The 20,098-nt window shown below is 72.2% G+C and carries 16 protein-coding genes and 2 pseudogenes; 14 read left to right on the forward strand and 4 right to left on the reverse strand.

Going from position 1 to position 20,098, the window contains the following annotated elements:
* Nucleotides 1-79 precede the first annotated feature (79 nt).
* From HS048_RS37515 to HS048_RS24515, 6 genes are all read left to right on the forward strand, one after another.
* Nucleotides 80-736 carry a tetratricopeptide repeat protein gene (locus HS048_RS37515; protein WP_374058792.1) on the forward strand — a complete coding sequence of 219 codons (657 nt, stop codon included), beginning with the start codon at nucleotides 80-82 and terminating at the stop codon, nucleotides 734-736.
* Between the two features lie 78 nt (nucleotides 737-814).
* A complete protein-coding gene (locus HS048_RS24495; RefSeq protein WP_196468786.1) occupies nucleotides 815-1,999 on the forward strand; it encodes an FAD-dependent monooxygenase in 1,185 nt (394 codons plus the stop codon).
* Nucleotides 2,000-2,157: 158 nt separating this feature from the next.
* Complete coding sequence (locus HS048_RS24500) at nucleotides 2,158-3,039, forward strand: alpha/beta fold hydrolase (protein ID WP_196468787.1); 882 nt, start codon at nucleotides 2,158-2,160, stop codon at nucleotides 3,037-3,039.
* Between the two features lie 522 nt (nucleotides 3,040-3,561).
* Complete coding sequence (locus tag HS048_RS24505) at nucleotides 3,562-4,452, forward strand: ABC transporter ATP-binding protein (protein ID WP_196468788.1); 891 nt, start codon at nucleotides 3,562-3,564, stop codon at nucleotides 4,450-4,452.
* 2 nt (nucleotides 4,453-4,454) lie between these two features.
* Complete coding sequence (locus HS048_RS24510; protein WP_068899165.1) at nucleotides 4,455-5,183, forward strand: ABC transporter permease; 729 nt, start codon at nucleotides 4,455-4,457, stop codon at nucleotides 5,181-5,183.
* A gap of 65 nt (nucleotides 5,184-5,248) precedes the next feature.
* On the forward strand, nucleotides 5,249-5,722 hold the full coding sequence (locus HS048_RS24515; RefSeq protein ID WP_231647460.1) for a gamma-glutamylcyclotransferase family protein: 474 nt from the start codon (nucleotides 5,249-5,251) through the stop codon (nucleotides 5,720-5,722).
* A 146-nt stretch (nucleotides 5,723-5,868) separates the two neighbouring features.
* Here the strand turns inward: HS048_RS24515 and HS048_RS24520 are convergent, their stop codons facing one another.
* Nucleotides 5,869-6,465: a TetR/AcrR family transcriptional regulator gene (locus HS048_RS24520; protein WP_068899164.1), complete on the reverse strand. Its 597-nt coding sequence runs from the start codon at nucleotides 6,463-6,465 to the stop codon at nucleotides 5,869-5,871.
* 60 nt (nucleotides 6,466-6,525) lie between these two features.
* On the opposite strand from HS048_RS24520, the gene HS048_RS24525 reads away from it, so the two are divergent.
* Nucleotides 6,526-6,933 carry a nuclear transport factor 2 family protein gene (locus HS048_RS24525; RefSeq protein ID WP_196468789.1) on the forward strand — a complete coding sequence of 136 codons (408 nt, stop codon included), beginning with the start codon at nucleotides 6,526-6,528 and terminating at the stop codon, nucleotides 6,931-6,933.
* Nucleotides 6,934-7,052: 119 nt separating this feature from the next.
* On the opposite strand, the gene add is transcribed toward HS048_RS24525, so the two are convergent.
* Nucleotides 7,053-8,063 (reverse strand): adenosine deaminase, encoded by a 1,011-nt coding sequence (gene add, locus HS048_RS24530; protein WP_196468790.1) that lies wholly within the window; start codon nucleotides 8,061-8,063, stop codon nucleotides 7,053-7,055.
* 301 nt (nucleotides 8,064-8,364) lie between these two features.
* On the opposite strand from add, the gene HS048_RS24535 reads away from it, so the two are divergent.
* On the forward strand, nucleotides 8,365-8,946 hold the full coding sequence (locus HS048_RS24535; protein WP_196468791.1) for a TIGR03086 family metal-binding protein: 582 nt from the start codon (nucleotides 8,365-8,367) through the stop codon (nucleotides 8,944-8,946).
* Between the two features lie 194 nt (nucleotides 8,947-9,140).
* A pseudogene (locus HS048_RS24540) lies at nucleotides 9,141-9,555 on the forward strand (Clp protease N-terminal domain-containing protein); the annotation flags it as partial.
* Nucleotides 9,556-9,873: 318 nt separating this feature from the next.
* Here the strand turns inward: HS048_RS24540 and HS048_RS24545 are convergent.
* Nucleotides 9,874-10,908, reverse strand: a complete 1,035-nt coding sequence (locus HS048_RS24545; RefSeq protein ID WP_196468793.1) for a GNAT family N-acetyltransferase — start codon at nucleotides 10,906-10,908, stop codon at nucleotides 9,874-9,876.
* 168 nt (nucleotides 10,909-11,076) lie between these two features.
* Here HS048_RS24545 and HS048_RS24550 point away from each other — a divergent pair, with 168 nt between their 5' ends.
* Together HS048_RS24550 and HS048_RS24555 are read left to right on the forward strand one after the other, a co-directional pair.
* On the forward strand, nucleotides 11,077-12,477 hold the full coding sequence (locus HS048_RS24550; RefSeq protein WP_196468794.1) for an FAD-binding oxidoreductase: 1,401 nt from the start codon (nucleotides 11,077-11,079) through the stop codon (nucleotides 12,475-12,477).
* A gap of 48 nt (nucleotides 12,478-12,525) precedes the next feature.
* Nucleotides 12,526-14,133: an amidohydrolase gene (locus tag HS048_RS24555; protein ID WP_196468795.1), complete on the forward strand. Its 1,608-nt coding sequence runs from the start codon at nucleotides 12,526-12,528 to the stop codon at nucleotides 14,131-14,133.
* A gap of 64 nt (nucleotides 14,134-14,197) precedes the next feature.
* Here the strand turns inward: HS048_RS24555 and HS048_RS24560 are convergent, their stop codons facing one another.
* Nucleotides 14,198-15,055, reverse strand: coding sequence for an SAM-dependent methyltransferase (locus tag HS048_RS24560; protein WP_196468796.1), 858 nt, complete (start codon nucleotides 15,053-15,055; stop codon nucleotides 14,198-14,200).
* Nucleotides 15,056-15,936: 881 nt separating this feature from the next.
* Between HS048_RS24560 and HS048_RS24565 the strand changes: the two genes are divergently transcribed.
* From HS048_RS24565 to HS048_RS24575, 3 genes and pseudogenes are all read left to right on the forward strand, one after another.
* A complete protein-coding gene (locus HS048_RS24565; RefSeq protein WP_196468797.1) occupies nucleotides 15,937-17,484 on the forward strand; it encodes a hypothetical protein in 1,548 nt (515 codons plus the stop codon).
* Between the two features lie 377 nt (nucleotides 17,485-17,861).
* Nucleotides 17,862-18,232 (forward strand): annotated as a pseudogene (locus tag HS048_RS24570) (transposase family protein); the annotation flags it as partial.
* A gap of 237 nt (nucleotides 18,233-18,469) precedes the next feature.
* A complete protein-coding gene (locus HS048_RS24575; RefSeq protein ID WP_196468798.1) occupies nucleotides 18,470-20,065 on the forward strand; it encodes a hypothetical protein in 1,596 nt (531 codons plus the stop codon).
* Nucleotides 20,066-20,098 lie beyond the last annotated feature (33 nt).

Raw genomic sequence — 20,098 nt, forward strand, 5'->3', positions numbered from 1 at the left:
GTGGGCCCGCGCCGGCGACCTGTGGCGGGAGTCCCTGGAGCTGCTGGAGCAGCTCGGCGCCGGCGAGGAGAGCGCCGACGTGCTGGGGCACCGGGCCGAGGCCCTGGTCCGTTCGGGTGATCTGGCCGGCGCCGCCGCCGACTACCGGCGGGCCGCGGAGCTCGCCCGCGCGGCGGGCCGGCCGGACGTGCCCGCCGCGATCCTGCTGGGACTGGGGGAGATCGCACGGTTCGAGGGTGACCTGGCGGAGGCCCGCCGCCTGCTCGAAGCGGCGCTGCGGAGCGCGGAGACCGGGCTGTTCGGCGCCGAGGGGACGCGGGCGCGGGTGCTCACCGCGCTGGGGCGGCTGGCCTCGGCCGAAGGCAGGCCCGCCGAGGCCCGGCTCCGCCACCGGTGGGCGGTGGCCTGCGCGCTGGACTCGTCGCTGCCGGTGGACCTCGCCGACGCCGCCGAAGGGTTGGCCGGGGCCGCGCTGCTGGAGGACGCGGGCGGGCGGGCGGCGCTGCTGCTGGGCGTGGCGGTGGCGTTGCGCGGGACGGTCGCCGCCGGTGACCGCGACGCCGCCCGGACCGCCGAGGCCGCGCGCCGCCTCACCGGTGCGGAGGCGTTCGCGGCGGAGTTCTCCCGCGGGGCCGCGCTGAGCCACGAGGCGGCGCTGAGCGTGCTGAAGGAGGAAGCGCCGACCGCGGCGGAGGAGGCTCTGCCGTACCAGAAGGCCGGCGGCCCGGCCGGCTGACAGCGCCCGGCGGTGCGGGCCGGCGGGTGTCAGCGGGCCGTCGACGGGTTGTCGATGGTCCCGGCGATGCTTCGGGGCATGAAGAACAGCAACGTCCTCATCTCCGGCGCGAGCATCGCCGGCCCCGCGCTCGCCCACTGGCTGAGCCGTCACGGCTGCGCCGTCACCGTCGTCGAGAAGGCGCCCGCACTCCGGGCGGGCGGCCAGGCCGTCGACTTCAAGGGGTCGGCCCACCTGGCCGTGCTGGAGCGCATGGGCATCCTGGCGGAGGTGCGGCGGCGCCAGACCGGCGGCACCGACCAGACCGTCGTCGACGCCGACGGCCGTACGCTGGCGGTCATCCCGGGCGAGTTCACCGGCGGCGACGTCGAGATCCTCCGCGGCGACCTCGCCGCCCTGCTGTACGAGCGGACCGCGGCGGACTGCGAGTACGTCTTCGGCGACTCCATCACGTCACTGACCGAGGCGGCCGGCGGCGTGCACGTGACCTTCGAGCGGGGCGCGCCGCGCACCTTCGACCTCGTCGTCGGCGCGGACGGCATCCACTCCAACGTGCGGCGGCTGGCCTTCGGCCCCGAATCGGACCACGTGCGCTTCCTCGGCCACTATTACGCGCTGGCCGACCTCGGCGCCGGCCTCGATCCCGGTACCGGTTCCGGCGGCGCGATGTACAACGAGCCGGGCCGGATGGCCGCTCTCGGCGGCCCCGAGTCTCCCGCGTTCTTCGTCTTCGCCTCCGGGCCGCTCGACTACGACCGCTACGACACCGAGGCGCAGAAGCGGATCCTGGCCGAGGTCTACCGGGGCGCGGGCTGGCGGGTCCCGGAACTGCTCGCCGCGCTGCCGGGCGCCCGCGACCTCTATCTCGACTCGATCAGCAAGGTCGAGATCGACCGCTACGCCGAGGGGCGGGTGGTGCTGCTCGGCGACGCCGCCTACGGCAACACCCTGGGCGGCTTCGGCACCGGACTGGCCGTCGTGGGGGCGTACGTGCTGGCCGGCGAGCTGGTCGCGGCGGGCGGTGACCACCGCACGGCGTTCCGGCGGTACGAGGAGGTGCTCCACCGCTACGCCAAGGTGGCCCGGAGCGCCAGCGCCGGTTCCTTCCTCGCCCCGGCGACGCGCCGGGGGATCGGCATGCGCAACCTCATGTTCCGGCACCGGTTCCTGCTGCGCATGATGCTGAGGGCGGCAGACGGGTTCGCCACGGACGTCGAGCTGCCCGACTACACCGCGGCACCCGGATCCTCCGTCACGGCCTGAACCCGGCCGGAGCCCGCACGTCCGGGGTGTAGGCGGTCAGCCGGGCGTAGGCGGTCTCGGCACTGTAGCCGCCGCTGGATCGACGGCGGGGCGCGGGACCGACCTCGGGACGGAAATTCGGATGCGCACTATCTGTTGATTTAGGCATCATTTCGGTCATGGATGCGAGAATCACGGAGCCGGAGCGGCTGGGACGGAGCAGGCTTCCCGACGGCCGGTCGCTGGGCTGGGCCGAGTGGGGGCCGACGGGCGGGGCACCGGTGCTGCTCTGCCCGGGCGCGGCCACGAGCCGGTGGCTGGGGTTCGGCGCGGACGTCCTGGACGACCTCGGGGTCCGCCTCGTCTCGGTGGACCGTCCCGGCCTCGGCGCCTCCGATCCCGCCCCCGGCCGGACGCTGCAGGACTGGGCGGACGACGTGCGCCACCTCGCCGTGGACCGCAGGCTGGACGGTCTGGCGGTCGTCGGCTACTCGCAGGGCGCGCCCTTCGCCCTGGCGTGCGCGGCGGCGGGGCTCGCCACGTCCGCGGCGATCGTCTCCGGCACCGACGAGCTGGCCGCGCCCGGGTTCGCCGACGCGCTGGTCCCCCAGGTCCGGGGCATGGTGGACGCCGTGGCGAGCGATCCCGCCGCAGCGGAGGCGTCCTTCGCCGGCTTCGGTAACCCCGAGACGATGTGGCAGATCGCCATCGCGGGCGCCTCCTCCGTCGACCGCGAGGTCTACCTGCAGCCGCCGTTCGAGCGGGCCTACCGCCGGGCCATGGCCGAGGCGTTCTCCCAGGGACCCGCCGGGTACGCCCGCGACACCGTCCTGGCCTCGGGCCGCTGGCCGTTCGATCCCGCGGACGTCACCGTCCCGGTCGACCTCTGGTACGGCCCGCACGACACCAGCCCGGTCCACTCCCCCGACCTCGGCGCCACCCTGGCCCGCCGCATCCCCACCGCCCGCCGCCGCGTCGTCCCCGAGGCGGGCGGCTCGCTGCTGTGGACCCACTCGGCGGAGATCCTCCGCTCACTGCTCCGAGGCGCCACCGGGGCCTAGTCCTACGAAGCCGGGACGTCACGGAGCGAAGTGCAGGCGAAACGCATACACCGCCGGCCGGAGCGTCGATGACCTTCCGGCCGGCAGCACCCAGCCGGTCGACGCCGAGGGGTACGGCCACCTCCGGTACGGCTTCACGCGATTCCGGGAGAATCGGAAATCCCCCGCCCCGAAGCGCGACCGAATAACAGCGCCGCAGATTTCGCTTCATACTGACGACCGAATATCCGGTCCCCCTTGAAAGGGCCTTTGCCGTGGGGCTCCGGACCGGTCCGTTTCCCGGCGAAGCCCCCGGTCTGCCGCCGGGCCTCCCGACGATCGCCTCGACCGGGCTTTCACCGGCAGGCGACGACGGGTGTACGAACAACGAGGTCCATCGCCGCGCCAAGGCTTCGCCTTTCCGTTCCGCAGGGCGCACGAAAAGCCCCAGTGTTTCTTTATCGAGACATATGAAAACAGACATGATCCGTTGTCTTTGCGATAGTCGAAGTCATGGCTGATACGGCGACAACGGATGCGGCGGTGAGCCTGAAGGGCTTGCGTAAGACCTTCGGTGAAGTGCGGGCGGTCGATGATCTGAGCCTGCGCATCGCGGCGGGCGAGGTGGTCGCCCTGCTGGGACCGAACGCGGCGGGCAAGACCACCACGATGGAGATGCTGCTCGGCCTGACCACCCCGGACAGCGGGGAGGTCGAGCTGTTCGGCAGGCCCTCCCGCCGGGCCGCGGCCGACGGGCTGGTCGGCGCGATGCTCCAGTCGGGCGGTTTCCTGAGCGAGATGACCAGCCGGGAGATCGTCCAGGTGATGGCCGCGCAGTACCCCAAGGCGATGAAGGTGGACGACGCCATCGCCCGGGCGGGGGTGACGAAGTACGCCAGGCTCAAGTACGGCGGGCTGTCCGGCGGCCAGAAGCAGCGGACGCGGTTCGCCGCGGCCCTGGTGTGCGACCCCGACCTGCTGGTGCTGGACGAGCCGACCGTGGCGATGGACGTGCAGAGCCGCCAGGAGTTCTGGGCGGCGATGCGCGACTACACGACCACGGGACGCACCGTGGTGTTCGCCACCCACTATCTGGCCGAGGCGCAGGACTTCGCCGACCGCGTGGTGCTGATGCGGCACGGAAGGATCGTCGCCGACGGCTCGGTGGACGCGATCGTCGCCAAGGTCGACGGGCGCACCATCAGGGCGACGGTCGAGGGGACCAGCGCCGAACTGCTGGCCGCCCTGCCGGGGGTGGGCACCGCCCGGCTCCGCGGCGGGCAGGCCGAGCTGCACTGCTCCGACTCCGACGCCGCGCTGCGCGCGCTGCTGGCGGAGCATCCCCGCGCGCGTGACATCTCGGTGACGGCGATGTCGCTGGAGGACGCGTTCGTGGCGCTGACCGCCGACGAACCTGTCGTGGAAGAGGTCTGACCATGGGCGCGCTGATCTGGACCGAGCTCAAGGTCCTTTCCAGGTCGATCGAGTTCCTCGTCGTCACCATCGCGTTCCCGATGGTGTTCTTCCTCGTCATGTCGGAGGTCTTCGGCTCGGATCGGGCCGGCGGACTGGACATGGACACCTACATGATGATCAGCATGGCGGCGTTCGGCGCCATGTCGGTGGCGTTCGCCGTGGGCCCCCGGGTCGGCCTGGAGCGACAGGCCGGATGGAACAGGCAACTGCGGCTCACCCCCCTGCCGGGCTGGGGATACGTCGCCGTCAAGATCTCGGTGGCGATGATCCTCGCGCTTCCGGCCGTGCTGCTCGTCTTCCTGGCCGGACTGCTGATCAAGGGCATCGAGCTCACCGCCGGGCAGTGGCTGGCGGTCGTCCTCTCCTGCTGGATCAGCTCGCTGCCGTTCGCCGTACTCGGTCTGCTCATCGGGATGGCCGTCAAGCCGGATTCGGCGCAGCCGATCGGCCTCGCGGTCTATCTGCCGATGGCCATGCTCGGCGGACTGTGGATGCCGGTGGACATCCTGCCGGGCTTCATGGCCTCGCTGGCCAAGGCGCTGCCGAGCTACTGGCTCGCGGAGATCACCCGTGACCGGCTCACCGGGGCGGCGTTCGACCTGCTGGGCGCCGGGGTGATGGCGGCGTGGTTCCTGGTCGCCCTGGCCCTGGTGATCGGCCTCTACCGCCGCGACGCGGCCAGGGTGTAGGCGGGGGTCCGGGGGCGGCGTACGGGGCCTAGAATGCCGGTCGGAGTCGGACCCGGGAGGCACGTGTGGACGTGGGCGGCGCGGGGACCGTACGGCGGGTGCTCCCGGACGGTCCGTCGCCGGCGGAGGAGGGGGCGCTGTTCGTCTACGGGACGCTGATGTTCCCCGAGGTGCTGCGGGCGCTGCTCGGCCGGGTTCCGGAAAGCGCCCCGGCCGCCGTCGCCGGGTGGCGGGCCGCCCGCCTGCCCGGTCACGTCTACCCGGTGCTCGTGCCCGCCGAGACGGGTACGGCGCGCGGGCTGCTGCTCACCGGCCTGACCGCCGGCGAGTGGCGCGTCCTGGACGAGTACGAGGGGCCGCTGTACGACCTGCGGCCGGTCGTGCTGACGGACGGACGCCGGGGCCGGGCCTACATCAGCGCCGACCCGTCGGCGGCGTCCGCCGAGGACTGGGACGCCGGCCGCTTCGCGGCCGAGCACCTGAGCGCCTATCTGGGCGAGTGCGCCGGCTGGGCGACCGAGGACGGACGGGCCGGGTAGCGCCGGGTGCTGCCGGGCCTGGGCGGCGCTCAGGCCCGGATGGCCCCAGGCATGGATGGCCTCAGGCACGGGCGGCCCCCAGGCGCCGGCGGCGCTCAGGCATGAACGGCCCCCAGACATGAACGGCCCTCGGACATCAGCGGCGCTCACGCGCGGGCGGCCTCCGGCGGCGGGTCGCCGGTGAGGGCGGCGATCACGGCGCCGACCAGGTGCTCCTCGACTTCGCCGGCGCTCCTGCCCCGGTCGGCCGTCAGCTGCTCCCAGACGGGGACCGAGGTCATCGCCCACGCCAGGTCGGCGGCGACGTCCGGGGCCAGGCCGGGCCTCAGCCGCCCGGCGGTCCCCAGCCGGCGCGCGGCGAGGAGGAACCCCTCGTGGAGCTCGCCCATCCGGTCGTTCCAGGCCGCGGCGGCGTCGGGGTCGTCACGGCGGGAGGCCAGCAGCACCGAGGCCACCGGATGGATCACCGCCGCGTAGCGCAGCCAGACGCGCAGGAAGGCGCGGAACGCCTCGACGGGCTCCTCCCCGGTCAGCGCCTTCTCGCAGTGCGCGCGGATCCCGTCGCGCTCGTCCATGTCCCGCACGACGGCCACGAGCAGGCTCGCCCGGGAGGCGAAGTGGAGGTAGACCGCCTGCCGGGAGATCCCGGCCGCGCGGGCCACGTCGGCCATCGAGGCCCGGGGGCCCTGCTCGGTGATGAGCCGCCGGGCGGTCTCCAGGATGCGCGATCGCGTGCTTGACACGCGTCAAGCATAGCTCTAGCTTGACACGCGTCAAGCAGAAGAGTCCCGAGGAGACACCCGATGGACACCACCCACCCGGCGGTCGCCGCCGCGCTCACCGCGATGGGCGCGGTCGGCGCCGGCGACCGGGACGCCTGGCTCGCCTGCTACGCGCCGGACGCCGTGCTCCACGACCCGGTCGGCGGCTCTCCGCTGGACCCCGACGGCACCGGGCTGCGGGGGACGGACGCCCTCGAACGCTTCTGGGATCTCACCGTCGCCGCCAACGAGGTGCGTTTCGAGATCGCCGCGGTGCATCCGGCGGGCGACGAGGCGGCGGTCGTGGCCTCGGTCTCCGCCCGCTTCCCCACCGGCGGCTCCGCCGCCTACGACGGCGTCTTCGTCTACCGGGCAGGCGGCGACGGGCGGATCGTCTCGCTGCGCGCCTACTGGGACCTGCACGCCGTCCTGGCCGCGCTCGGCGGCTGACGGCTCCGGCGACCCCGCGGAGCCGGCCGGGTCCGCAGCGCCCCGGCAGGCCCTGGGTCCGCCGGTGAGGCCGGAGCCCGAGCCCGGACGCGCGGCGGAGACCGTCCCGCCGGGCGCTCTCAGAGCAGGGCGTCGATCTCGGCGGTCAGGGAGCGCTTGGCGGCGGGGTCGAGGCAGGAGGCGGTGACGGCGTTGCGGGCCAGGGCCGCCAGGGCCGGGCGGTCGAGGCCGAAGACGTCGGCGGCGACGCGGTACTCGTTCGTCAGCGTGGTGGCGAACATCGGCGGGTCGTCGCTGCCCAGCGTGACGGACAGCCCCTCGGCCAGCAGGCGCGGGAGCGGGTGGTCCTCGATCCGGGTGACCTGGCCGGTACGGACGTTGGAGGTGGGGCAGACGTCCAGCCAGATGCGCTCGTCCCGCAGCCGGTCGACGAGGCGGGGGTCGTCCAGGCAGGAGATGCCGTGCCCGATCCGCTCGGCGCCGAGGTGGTCGACGACCTCCCAGATCGTCTCGGGGCCGGTCATCTCCCCCGCGTGCGGCACGCTGCGCAGACCGGCGGCCGTGGCCGCGCGGAAGGCGTCCCGGAAGGCGTCGCGGTGGTGGATCCTCTCCTGCTCGATCCCGGCCAGGCCGAAAGCTACCAATCCCTGGGGAGGTTCCTGCAGAGCGTGGTCCAGGGTGATCCGGGCGGCCTCGGCACCGTACTCGCCGGGGATGTCGAAGATGTAGCCGACCCGGACGCCGTGCTCGTCCAGGGACCGCCGGGCGGCGAGGTCCAGCGCCTCGGTGACCTCCCTCGGCGGCATCCCGACGACGTGGTGGGCGTACGGCGTGACGGTCACCTCCGCGTAGCGCCCGTTCTGCGCGGCCAGGTCCCGCGCCAGGCCCGTGACCAGGGTGGCCACGTCCTCGGGCTCGCGGACCAGGGCGTTGACCGCGCCATAGGCGACGGCGAACTCGGCGAAGTCCCGGAACCGGTAGAACGCCCGCAGCTCCTCCTCGGTGGTCGGCACCCCGCCGCCGGGGTGGCGGCGGGACAGTTCGAGGACCGTGGGCACCGAGGCCGAGCCGACGAGGTGGACGTGGAGCTCGGCCTTGGGCAGCGCGTCGATGAAGTCGTGGATCGTCATGCGGCCGACCTTAGGCAGCCGGGGCGGTGCCGGGTAGAGATCGGGCATGAATCTCACATGAGAATGTCAAATTCTATTCTTCGTCGGCCCGGGATCCTCCGCCCCGCGGAGAGCGGCGAGACGGCTTCGACTGCCGGTCGCCGGAGGACCTGTGCCGGAACTTCCGCTCCGGCACCGGAACGAGTCTCACTCCAGAGCGTCGCCCTTGCCGGCTTGCCCGGTCCACCCTCCTGTCCATCCGCCCAAATAGTGGAATAAAGCATTCCATTCCGCTATACTGGAGGAGACGAAAGGACATGAGATGAACTCCGGCTGGATTCTGCTCGACGCCTCGCACGACGCCCTCCGCACGGTCGTGGCCGGCCTCCCCGCCGACGCCATGGAGCTGCCCACCCCCTGCACCGACTGGAACGTCACCCAGGTGATCCAGCACGCCGCGGGCGACCAGGTCGCCTACGCCGCCTTCCTGACCGGAGAGCCCGGCCCGGAGGAGAACCCCTTCGCTCCGTCCGGCTCGCTGAGCGGCGAGCCGCTGGCCCACGTGGAGGCCGCCATGGAGCGCTCGGCCAAGGCGTGGGCGGCGGTCGACAGGGACGCCGCCGAGGTGCCCGTGCCGATGCCGCCGAACAAGATGGCGCCCTGGCTGGGCGCGGGCGCGTGCGCGCTCGACGCGGCCGTGCACGCCTGGGACATCGCGGTCGCCACGGGCCGGCCGTCCCCGCTCACCCCGCAGCTGGCGCGGGAGCTGCTGGTGGTGGCACGGGAGACCGCCGAGCCGGTGCGCGGCTTCGCCTACGCCGCCGCGCTGGCCCCCGAGCCCGGCGACGACGAGGTCGCGGCCCTGCTGCGCCACCTGGGCCGCGACCCGCACTGGACCCCCTGAGGACGGCCGGCAGGGATCTCCGGCGCATCCCGTGTGCGACCGAGGGGAGCCGCTCCGCGACCCGGTGTGGCTTCGGGGGCCCGGCCGGCTCGCGGAGTCCGCCGGAGATCTGTGGAGATATGTCCTCCCGCTGACCGGAGGGCCTGGCGCATAGTGGGGTCAAGAGCAACTCGACGCCCCATCGGAGGCCCTTCGTGTTCGAGCGCTTCACCGACCGTGCCCGCCGCGTCGTGGTCCTGGCCCAGGAGGAGGCCCGGCGGCTCAGCCACGACCACATCGGCACCGAGCACGTCCTGCTCGGCCTGCTCGGGGAGGAGGACGGCGTCGCGGCCCGCGCGCTGCAGTCCTTCGGCATCGGCCTGGAGCAGGTCCGCAGCGACATCGAGAAGATCATCGGTCAGGGTTCGGCCCCGCCGCCCGGGCACGTCCCGTTCACCCCCCGCGCCAAGAAGGTGCTGGAGCTGTCGCTGCGGGAGGCGCTCGACCTGCGCCACACCTACATCGGCACCGAGCACATCCTGCTGGGCCTGATCCGCGAGGGCGAGGGGCTCGCCGCGCAGGTGCTGACCAAGCGGGGAGCGCGGCTGGAGGCCGTGCGCGCCCATGTGGTCGCGGTGCTCGACGGCCGGGGCGGGGACCGGGGCCGGCTGGTCACCGCCGAGGAGGTGCTCACCGGGCTGGGGCCGTCGCTGGGCGGGAAGCTGGACCGGATCCAGGAGAGCCTGGACCGGATCGAGCGCCGGCTGGACGCCCTGGGCGCCCCGCAGGCACCCGATGCTCCGGGCGCCCGGCAGGCGCCGGACGGCACGGCGGCGGCACGGCCGGCGGCGGAGCCGCCGGAGGCCGGGGCCGCCGGGCGGGAGGGGTGATCCCCCCGGTTCGAAGGGCCCTGAGCTCCCTTCGAACCAGGAGGACCGGGTGATGGGTTCAGCTCGGGGACGCCGTCGCCATCACGCCTAGGGCCAGCCTGGCTTCCACCACGCCGGGGTCGTCGGTGTAGCCGAGCGTCGCGCCGAGCGAGACCAGGAGCCTGCGCATCCGCACGTTGTCGGAGAGCAGCGTCGCCTTCACCTCGGCGAAGCCCAGGTCGCGGGCCTCCGCGACGAGCATCCGGGCCAGGGCGGCGCCCAGTCCCCTGCCCTGCCAGCGGTCCTCGACCAGGAAGGCCAGCTCGGCGATCCCCGGGTCGGGGGTGAACACCAGGCTGGCCAGCGCGACCACCTGCCCGTCGCGCCCGGCGACGATCGAGTGGCCGCGCTCCCGGTCGCAGAGCCGGTCGAAGACGCGCTCGGGCAGCGTGGGCATCGCCGTGAAGTAGCGGAAGCGGCGGCTCTCCGGCGAGCAGCGGTCGTGCAGGTCGCGCACGGCCTCCCGGTAGACGCGGGTGAGCGGCCGCACCTCGGTCTCGGTGCCGTCGGCCAGCTTGACGGACCGCTCGGCCGGGTCGATCTCCTCGGCCGGGGGCTGGGCCAGCCGGACGAACGAGGCGGCGCGGGCCGCCTCGGTCAGCGTGAACGGCAGGTCGCCGCGGCGCACCCGGATCGCCCGGCGGTCGGCCACGGGCAGGGTGAGGAGGGTCGGATCGGGCAGGTCACTCATATCGGAACCGTAGACCCAGCGGGCGTCGTCCGCGCGCAGCAGCTCCTTGAGCAGCTCCGGCAGGCGCCAGGGCGTGGTCCGCAGCCGGGAGGCGAGCAGCAGGGCCCGGGTGGGCTCGTCGGTCAGCTCGTGGGCGCCGGCGGGCACGACCTGGACCCGCCGCCCGCCGACCGCCTCCAGCGCCTCCCGAACCGCCTCGGGGGCCGCCGGGATCTCGGCGACGAACTCGTCCACCGTGCCGTCGGCGTCGGGGTGGACGCTCAGGCCGAGGATGTTGCCGCCCTTCTCCGCGAGCGCGGTGGCCAGCGACGCCAGCCGTCCCGGCCGCTCGTCCACCGTCGTACGAATCCGCAAGAACCCCATCGGAACGCTCCCTCCGTCTGGCACAGAGCCTGACGGAGTCCCGTTACAGCGCTGCTACGCGCGGGTGAGGTGCCCGTTACATCGACAAAGATCACTCATGACGCGGTTGCGCAACGGTTTCCGTCGGAACGCGCGGCTCGACTGACGGATATAGCAGGATATTGGGCCATGAGTACGCGTGTCCCTCTTTCGGATGACTTCGTCAACGGTGACGTCTCTTTCTGGTTCCGCTCCCTCGGCGCCCCCGAGGCGGGAACGCCCCTCGACGGCGACCGCGACGCCGACGTGGTGATCGTCGGCGGCGGCTACACCGGGCTGTGGACCGCGTACTACCTGAAGAAGGCCGACCCGGCCCTGCGCGTCGTCGTGCTGGAGAAGGAGTTCGCCGGGTACGGCGCGTCCGGGCGCAACGGCGGCTGGCTGGTCGGCGAGCTGGCCGGGACCCCCGAGCGCTACGCGCGCACGCACGGGGACGACGCGGCCCGGCGCTTCCAGCGGGTGATGTTCGAGACGGTCGACGAGGTCGTCGCCGTGGCCCGGGACGAGCGGATCGACGCCGACGTCGTCAAGGGCGGCGTCACCACCGTCGCCACCAACGCCGCCCAGGAGCGGCGCCTGCACGAGCTGGTCGCCCACGCGCGCCACTGGGGCTGGACCGAGGACGACCTGCGGCTGCTGGAGCCGGAGGAGAGGGAGCGCCGCCTGCGGGTCGGCGGGGCGGTCGGCGCGGTCTGGAGCCCGCACTGCGCCAGGGTCCAGCCGGCCAAGCTGGTCCGCGGCCTGGCGGAGACCGTCCGGGGGCTCGGGGTGGAGGTCTTCGAACGCACCCCGGTGACCGGGATCGCGCCGCGCACGGCGCGCACGCCGTACGGGACGGTCCGCGCCGACTACGTCATCCGGGCCACCGAGGGGTTCACCGCGGAGATGCGGCAGTACCACCGGGCCTGGCTGCCGATGAACAGCTCGATGATCGTCACCGAGCCGTTGGGCGGGCTGTGGGACGAGATCGGCTGGGAGGGCTGCGAGCTCCTCGGCGACCTGGCCCACTACTACATGTACGCGCAGCGGACCGCCGACGGGCGGATCGCGTTCGGCGGTCGCGGCAAGCCCTACCTGTACGGCTCGCGGGTGGACGACCGGGGGCGCACGCACGCCTGGACGGTCGAGGCCCTGTGGGAGCTGCTGACGCAGATGTTCCCCGCGGTGCGGGCCTCGCGCGTGGCCCACGCCTGGTCGGGGGTGCTGGGCGTGCCGCGCGACTGGTGCGCGACCGTGCACGTGGACCACGCCACCGGGATCGGCTGGGCGGGCGGCTACACCGGCCACGGGGTGTCCGCGGCCAACCTCGCCGGCCGTACCCTGCGGGATCTGGTCCTGCGCGAGGAGACCGAGCTGGTCTCCCTGCCCTGGGTGGACCGCAAGGTGCGAAGCTGGGAGATCGAACCGCTGCGCTGGATCGGGGTGCACGCCATGTACGACCTGTACCGCCGGGCCGACGCCCGGGAGCGGGCCGGGCTCGGCCGCACCTCCGTGCTGGCCCGGCTGGCCGACTCCATCACCGGCCGCTGACACGACCACCGCTGACACGACGACCGCAGATCCAGAGAGGATCAACGCATGACGGACCTGCTCTTCCGGGGCGGGCGCGCCTTCCTGGCCGCCGGCTCCTTCGCCGAGGCCGTACTGGTCCGCGACGGGCGGATCGCCGCCGTCGGCGCCGAGGCCGAGCTGGCGCGGCTGGCCGCCCCCCGCTGCGAGACCGTCGACCTGGGCGGCGGCCTGCTGGTCCCGGGGATCACCGACGCCCACATGCACCCGGTCCAGGCCGGGCTGGAGCGGGCCAGGTGCGACCTGTCGGCGGTCTACGGGCTGCCGGAGTACCTGGAGAAGATCGTCGGCTACGCCGCCGCCCATCCGGACCGGGAGTGGATCGACGGCGGCGGCTGGGACATGTCGGCCTTCCCCGGCGGCCTGCCGCACCGCTCGCAGCTCGACTTCCTCGACCGGCCCGTCTACCTGATCCAGCGCGACCACCACGCCGCCTGGGTGAACGGCCGAGCCCTGGAGATCGCCGGGATCACCCGCGACACCCCCGACCCGGCCGACGGCCGGATCGAGCGCGACGCCGACGGCGCGCCGAGCGGCGTGCTGCACGAGGGCGCGATGGACCTGGTGGGGCTGCTCGCCCCGCGGCCGACCGGGCAGGACCTGCTGGAGGCGCTGCTGGACGCCCAGTCCCACCTGTTCTCCCTGGGGATCACCGGCTGGCAGGACGCCATCGTCGGCTCCTACGCCGGTTCGGACGACCAGCTGCCCACCTACGTCTCCGCCGCGTCCTCCGGGAGGCTCAAGGCCCGCGTGACCGGCGCGCTCTGGTGGGACCGGGCACGCGGCGCCGAGCAGATCGACGAGCTGCTGGAGCGCCGTAAGGCCGCCGAGGGCCTGGAGACGTTCCGGGCCGGCTCGGTGAAGATCATGCAGGACGGCATCACCGAGAACTTCACCGCCGCGGTGATCGAGCCCTACTGCCGCTGCGGCGGGACGGGCCTGTCCTACGTCGACCCCGAGGCGCTGAAGGGGTACGTCGCCGAGCTGGACCGGCACGGCTTCCAGGTGCACTTCCACGCGATCGGCGAGCGGGCCGTGCGCGAGGCGCTGGACGCGCTGGAGGGCACCGACCCGGTCAACCGCCACCACATCGCGCACCTGCAGATCGTCACCCCGGCCGACGTGCCGCGCTTCGCCCGGCTCGGCGTCACGGCCAACCTGCAGCCGCTGTGGGCCACCCACCACGCGCAGATGGACGAGCTGACCATCCCGTTCCTGGGCGAGGAGCGCTCGTCCTGGCAGTACCCCTTCGCCGACCTGCTGCGCGCGGGCACCCGGTTCTGCGCGGGCAGCGACTGGCCGGTCTCCAACGCCGACCCGCTCCAGGGCATGCACGTGGCGGTCAACCGCACCGAGCCGGGCGGCTCGGTGCACGCGGACTACCCTACGGCGCAGACGCCGTTCCTGCCGGGGCAGGCGATCGACCTGGCCACCGTGCTGACCGCCTACACGGCCGGGTCGGCGTGGATCAACCACGACGACGACGCGGGCACGATCACGGCCGGCAACCGCGCCGACCTCGTGGTGCTGGACCGCGACCCGTTCGCCGGGCCGCAGGAGGACATCTGGCGCACGAGGGCCGCCATGACCTTCGTGGGCGGCGAGCAGGTGCACTGACCCGCGGCCCGGCGCTCCGGCGTCCCCTGACCCGCGCCGCGGCCGGTCAGGGGACGCCGACGACTCAGCGGGCGGGCACGGTCGCCCGGACCAGCCGGCACAGGTCGGCCGGGCGCAGGGCGTCGGAGCGGCGCCAGAGCGCGGGGTCGACGCTGTCGGCCTGCCGTACGTGCCCGGCCGTCGCGAGACCGTGCCGGTCCAGTACGGCCGACAGGTCGCCGGGGGCGAAGAAGGACAGCCAGGGCTCGCCGCGCTCGGCGGCGGCGGGGAGGGCGAAGTCCGCGTAGGCGCCGCCCCGCTCGTCGCGCAGGTCCGGGGGCAGGGCGTACTCCATGACCAGCTCCGTGCCGGGGGCGAAGCGGCCGACGGCGGCCAGGGTGGCCTCGATCGCGTCCCGGGTGAGGTACATGGACACTCCCAGCCAGCTCACCAGAGCCGGCCTGGACGGATCGAACCCCGCGGAGACCAGACCGGTCACCGGATCACCGGTCTCGAAGTCCACCGGCACGAACGTTCCCTCCGGACGGTCGATCCCCGCGGCCGAGAACAGCTCCCGCTTCCACTGCTGCGTGGCGGGGTGGTCCACCTCGAAGACCTCGACCCGGCCCGCCGGCCCGGAGCGCCGAGCGAAGGTGTCGAGGCCGGCGCCGAGCACCACGTACTGCTCCAGGCCGCCGCGGGCCAGCTCGGCCAGGCGGCGTTCGGTGTAGTGGCTGCGCGCCGTCACCTGGGCGCGGGTGCCCGCCAGGATGAGGTGGTCGCCGTACGCCCGGTGGTAGCCGATGATCTCCTCGGCGAGCGGGCCGAGCAGGGGCGCGGCCTCGGTGTCGCGGAAGATGAAGGGCTCCTGGTCCACCACGAGGTGGGCCGCGCGGGCGGCCGCCGCCATGATCGCGGTCTGGCTCGGCTGTGCTTCGTACATGAACCGTCGTTCCTCTCTCGGCGCTGGGAACGACAATGGTAAACAAAAATAATATCTGTCTCGTCAATCATATCATATATAAATAACTTCCATATATCTTATGAATAAGGAATCAGTAACATATTCTCGCCCATTGACGCTTTTTCGTCCTGATGGCCCAGGTCGTGGCGGGCCTGCAGAAGGCGGTAGGAGATGAGACGAGGTCCCCGGCGGGGCAGCAGCCGACCGAGATCCGACGCCCCGGCCGGGAGCTTCGTTCAGAAGTCCGTCAAGCGCGCCCGTGCCCGCATCCGAGCGATCGGCGGACGCGTCGCGGCGGCCCGGAAAGCCCGAAACATCCCGACCCGGCCGCGTCGTCGCCCTCATCGCGCCTCCGCGATCGTACGGGCCCTCCTCGTCTGGAAGCCGTCGGGGCGGACCGCCCCTCGAGATGGAAAACGCTCATGGTCTTGTTCTCGTGCTTCACATAGCTGCGGATCCGGTGCTGCGTCACAACAGATCCGGTCTCCGCGTACTGCGGCAGTTGCAACTGCCGGGTTCCGTACCGCCAGAGTTTACCTGGAGATCGAACCTTTAATTGACGTCACTGGAACTCGCCGAAAATAGTCTTCGTCCCGACATGCCCAAGGAATGCGGAGATCGAGGACGGAATGCTATCTCGCATCATGTGGAAATGGCCCGGTCGGCTTAGACGGATCGCTATCCTGACGGCGGCGCTGGTATTGGCGCCGACCGCCCTCATCGTGGTGCCACCGGTGGGATCGGCACACGCGGACGCCGGAGGCGAGAGCCGCTTCATCCCCCTGCCACCGGCCTCTCTGCTCGACACCCGCAACGGCACTGGCACTTCGGGCCCGGGGCGAGTTGCGGCACACGGATCGGTGACGTTCCGGGTCGCCGGCCGGGGCGGTGTCCCCGCCTCGGGAGTCTCGGCCGTCGCGCTCAACCTCATCGCGATCAACCCGGTCGCGTTCGGGTGGTTCACCGTCCATCCGTCCGACGCTCCGACGACGGTGTCGACCCTGACCTTCCACGCCGGGGAGAGCGCGGCCGGTGAGGACTTCACGCGCCTCACGTCCACCGGCGAGATAACCGTCGTGAACAACAGCGACGGGGACGTGCATATCTCCGTGGCCGTCGACGGTTACTTCTCCGACACGACCGGCACCGGCGCGGGTGATGAGTACTACCCGCTGTCCACCACGTACATCTACGACACCCGGCCCTCCCTGAGTGCGGGGAGCCCCGCTCGCACGACGCCCGTCCCCGCCAACGGTTCGGTCACCTTCCAGGTCGCCGGTCGAAACAACATTCCCGCCACCGACGTGACAGCGGTGGCCGTCAACATGATCGCCACGGGGCAGACCGCGCGAGGCTGGCTGTCGCTCCACCCCTCCGACGAACCCGACCCCCTGATCTCCAGCGTCGACTACGTTCCAGGAGAGACCGACAGCAGCTTCGAGGTCGTCCGGCTGACCGGCACCGGTCAGATCACGGTGGACAACCACGGGACCAGCCCTGTGCACATCTCGGTCACCGCGCGCGGCTTCTTCAGTGCCGCGACGGGGGACGGAGGCCTGCCGTACAGGTCGGTGGAGTACATCAAGCTCGTCGAAACCCTCACCGGACTCGGAACCGAGAACGGCAGCACGCAACCGCTCGCGGCGGGCGCCACACTGGCGTTCGACGCCACCACCGCCTCCGGCGCTCCCAGCGACGCGGTGTCGGCGGTCGCGCTGAACATCAACGCCCGCCGCCCCACCCACCAGGGCTGGCTGTCGGTCTATCCCGCCGACGAGGACGATCCGGGCATCTCCAGCGTCAACTTCGACGAGGCCGGGGAGAGCACCAACGGGTTCGACCTGGCGATCCCGTCCTCCGACGGAAGAATCCACATCACCAACCACAGCAGCGGAACGGTCCACCTGCAGGTCACCGCGCGCGGGTTCTACATCCACAAGGACCCGGAGGTCATCCCCGACGTCCCGGAGACACTCGACGGCGAGGGAGAGGAACTGGTGCCCCCGGAAGACGGCCAGGTCGGCGCCGCCGCCCGTCGCACGTACAAGGACTACACCCGCGGTCCCATCTACTGCTACAACACGCTCCACGTTCAGCCGGCACCCTTCTGGGTGAACTTCAGGCGTTACAACAACGGTAAGACGCGTCTCCGCTGGGTCAAGGTCAACGGGTATGACGAGAAACTCGGCACCAAGGAGACGCAGTACGCGGCCTGGCGCGGGGACGGAGGTAAATCCACCTACTTCTGGAGGAGGGTGAACTATCACTACGCATACTGGAACATCGAGGACTACATCGGCAGGATATACATCCACAAATCACATAAGCCATATGTGAAAATTGGCTTCAAATGGAAGGTCATTGGTCAGCCTGACACTAATTGCGTAGGATACGTCAACGTCTACTAGGGCAACACCGAAAGCAGTGGATTTCTCCCGGGAGGCGGCCGGCAGGACGCCTCCCATTCCAGAGAATAATGATAGTTGACAGGCCTGCAGCCCTAACCCTGATCAACAAGAGGCAGATCGAACGGAGATGCAGAAATACCTTTTCATGGAGTGGCCTCCTCAACGGGGAGATCACTCTGCCTAGCTGCGATGACAGGCCGGAAAACTCTCGTTATTCTTGCTCTGGCGGTACCTCGAGCCCTTTTCAACCTGACGGCGCCGGTCAACGTGGGTGCAGGGGGAGCCGGGTTGAGGTGAGATGAGGCCCCCGGTAAGACAGCAGTCGACCAAGATCCGATGCCCCGACCGGGAGCCTCGTCGCTGTCATACCGTGCCGCGACACCTACGCCCGCCTGGCCGGCGGGTTCGCCATCGGCACCACCACCGCCTGGCGCTACGTGCAGGAGAGCGTCGACCTGATCGACGCCTTCGGCAATGCCGACGTCCAGGTCTTCGCCGATCGGGGGTGCCAGGGTGCGGGCGGCACGATCCGGACCCCGTTCAAGCACCATCGGCACCGGCCGCGCAACCAGAGGGCCGTCAACCGCTCCCATGCCCGTATCCGGGCGATCGGGGAACGCGCCGCCGCGACCCCCTGAAGGCATGGAAGGTGCTGGTCCGGCTCCGCTGCTGCCCGCACCGCGCCACCGCGATCGCCCAGGCCGTCCTCGTCCTACAGCTCATCGAAGAGGACCGCTACTCAGGATGAAAACGCTCCAGGTTCGAGTCTGCCCGAGGCAGGCCCGTCAGCTCTCATCAGGTTCGTTCCACCCGGCTCCGGCGCGCAACCCCCGACACCGACACCGAAGGCCGCCGCAACCTCTCCCGCCTCACACCGACGGCCGCGCCGTCAAGATCCGTCGAATGCGATAAAGGTGATAAATAGGATGAAACGCCATGGGCGCATAGCATGCAGCGGTAACCGCCGATCCTGGAACAGAAGTGCATGTGCGAACACCGCTCCCCGCATCCCGCCGCCCGCTGCGAGCAGGCCCCGGAGGCCTCCCGTGCGCCCCGGCACCGCCGCCGTGCGGGCGGAGGCGCGCGGCGGTCCGGGCCGCGCCCGCCCCTGCTCGCCCTGCTCCTTCTCGCGGGGGTGGTGGTGTTCACCCGCGCCGGTGACGACGCCGTCGTCCTGAAGTTCTACGACGCGGCAGGCAAGGGCACCGAGCTGACCGGCGAGGCCGTCAAGAAGGTGATGCACGGCAGCGGCGGCTCCGACAGCGACGCGCTGCTCGACCCGGCGACCCTCGAGGTCGTGCGGGAGTGGCCGCTGTACGCCGAGGGCCCGCCCGGCCGCTGGCGGTTCGACGTCCCGGGCCGGGCGGTGGCCTTCGCCGTCAACTGGCCGACCTCGCGCGGCTACTCCACCGTGGTCGTGGACAACGGCGGGACCGGTTTCACCGGCCGCGGGACCGTCGTCTTCAACCTCCAGGCGGCGCTGGACGCCCGGCGCAGGCTCGACGCGGCGCTGGCCGTACGGGGCGGCTACCGGCGCTCGGCGGAGTTCGAGCGCGCCTACGCCGCGGCCGCCGCCGAACTGGACCGGGCCCGCGCCGCCGCCTCCGACGCCGAGCGGGGCCGGTACGGCCAGCGCGCACTGGACGCCCTGCACACCGCGAACGACCTGATGCTCAGCGAGTACGGCCCCGCTTCCGCGGCGGCGCGCGGCGCCGAGACCTGGACGGGCCTGACCGTGACCGAGGTCGCCGGGCACCGCGGGCGGCCGGAGCTGGCGCGCTGGCTGACCGGGCCGGACGGCTGGGTGCGGATCGTCTTCGAGCCGGACGAGGACCGGGGCGACCCCGAGCACTACCGGGCCGCGGTGCAGGCCGCTCGCGCCGCCGGGCTGAGGGTGCTCGGCCAGCCGCTGGACTCGGCCTTCGCCCGGGAGAACACCCGCGCCGCCTACCTGGCCCGGATGAAGGCCTACGTCGACGCCTACCCGGAGATCGAGGCGTGGGAGGTGGGGAACGAGGTCAACGGCTGCTGGGTGGACGGCGGCTGCCGGGGCCAGCGGCCGGTGGCGGACGACGACCGGATCACGAACAAGGTCGCCGACGCGGCCGCCTACGTGCGCGCGGCCCGGCCGCAGGCGAAGGTCGTCGTGACGCTCTACTGGCAGCTGGGCACCGACGCCGCCCGGTGGTCCGTCTTCACCTGGGCCCGGGAGAACCTGCCCGCCTCGGTGCGGAAGGACGTCGACGTGGTGGCGCTCTCGGTCTACGCCGAGGACGCGCCGCTGGGGCTCGCCTTCGACCAGGTGATGAACGCCCTGCACGCCGAGTTCCCGGAGCAGAAGGTCGCGCTCGGGGAGCTCGGGTACTGGAGCGCGGACACCACCAAGGCGTACTGGGCGTTCGACGCCGCCGACACCGCGGCGGCCCGGCGGGCGCTGGCCGGGCACTACTACGCGGCCGCACTCGGCTACGAGTGGAGCCTGGGCGGCGGCTTCTGGTGGTACTTCGTCCAGGAGGTGCCGGGCGACGCCGGGCTGCAGAACGCGATCCGCGGCGTGTCCGGGCGGCTGAACGGCTCCTGACCGCGACGCGGCGGGCTTCGCGCACGCCGAGCT

Source organism: Planomonospora sp. ID91781 (assembly GCF_015711595.1).
Classification (GTDB): domain Bacteria; phylum Actinomycetota; class Actinomycetes; order Streptosporangiales; family Streptosporangiaceae; genus Planomonospora; species Planomonospora parontospora.

Coding starts and splice junctions, on each gene's coding strand:
- HS048_RS24555 (WP_196468795.1), top strand. CDS start 12,526: ATGACGGACCTGCTCTTCCGGGGCGGGCGCGCCTTCCTGGCCGCCGGC.
- HS048_RS24575 (WP_196468798.1), top strand. CDS start 18,470: ATGTGCGAACACCGCTCCCCGCATCCCGCCGCCCGCTGCGAGCAGGCC.
- HS048_RS24495 (WP_196468786.1), top strand. CDS start 815: ATGAAGAACAGCAACGTCCTCATCTCCGGCGCGAGCATCGCCGGCCCC.
- HS048_RS24560 (WP_196468796.1), bottom strand. CDS start 15,055: ATGTACGAAGCACAGCCGAGCCAGACCGCGATCATGGCGGCGGCCGCC.
- HS048_RS24500 (WP_196468787.1), top strand. CDS start 2,158: ATGGATGCGAGAATCACGGAGCCGGAGCGGCTGGGACGGAGCAGGCTT.
- HS048_RS24545 (WP_196468793.1), bottom strand. CDS start 10,908: ATGGGGTTCTTGCGGATTCGTACGACGGTGGACGAGCGGCCGGGACGG.
- add (WP_196468790.1), bottom strand. CDS start 8,063: ATGACGATCCACGACTTCATCGACGCGCTGCCCAAGGCCGAGCTCCAC.
- HS048_RS24550 (WP_196468794.1), top strand. CDS start 11,077: ATGAGTACGCGTGTCCCTCTTTCGGATGACTTCGTCAACGGTGACGTC.
- HS048_RS24535 (WP_196468791.1), top strand. CDS start 8,365: ATGAACTCCGGCTGGATTCTGCTCGACGCCTCGCACGACGCCCTCCGC.
- HS048_RS24510 (WP_068899165.1), top strand. CDS start 4,455: ATGGGCGCGCTGATCTGGACCGAGCTCAAGGTCCTTTCCAGGTCGATC.
- HS048_RS24525 (WP_196468789.1), top strand. CDS start 6,526: ATGGACACCACCCACCCGGCGGTCGCCGCCGCGCTCACCGCGATGGGC.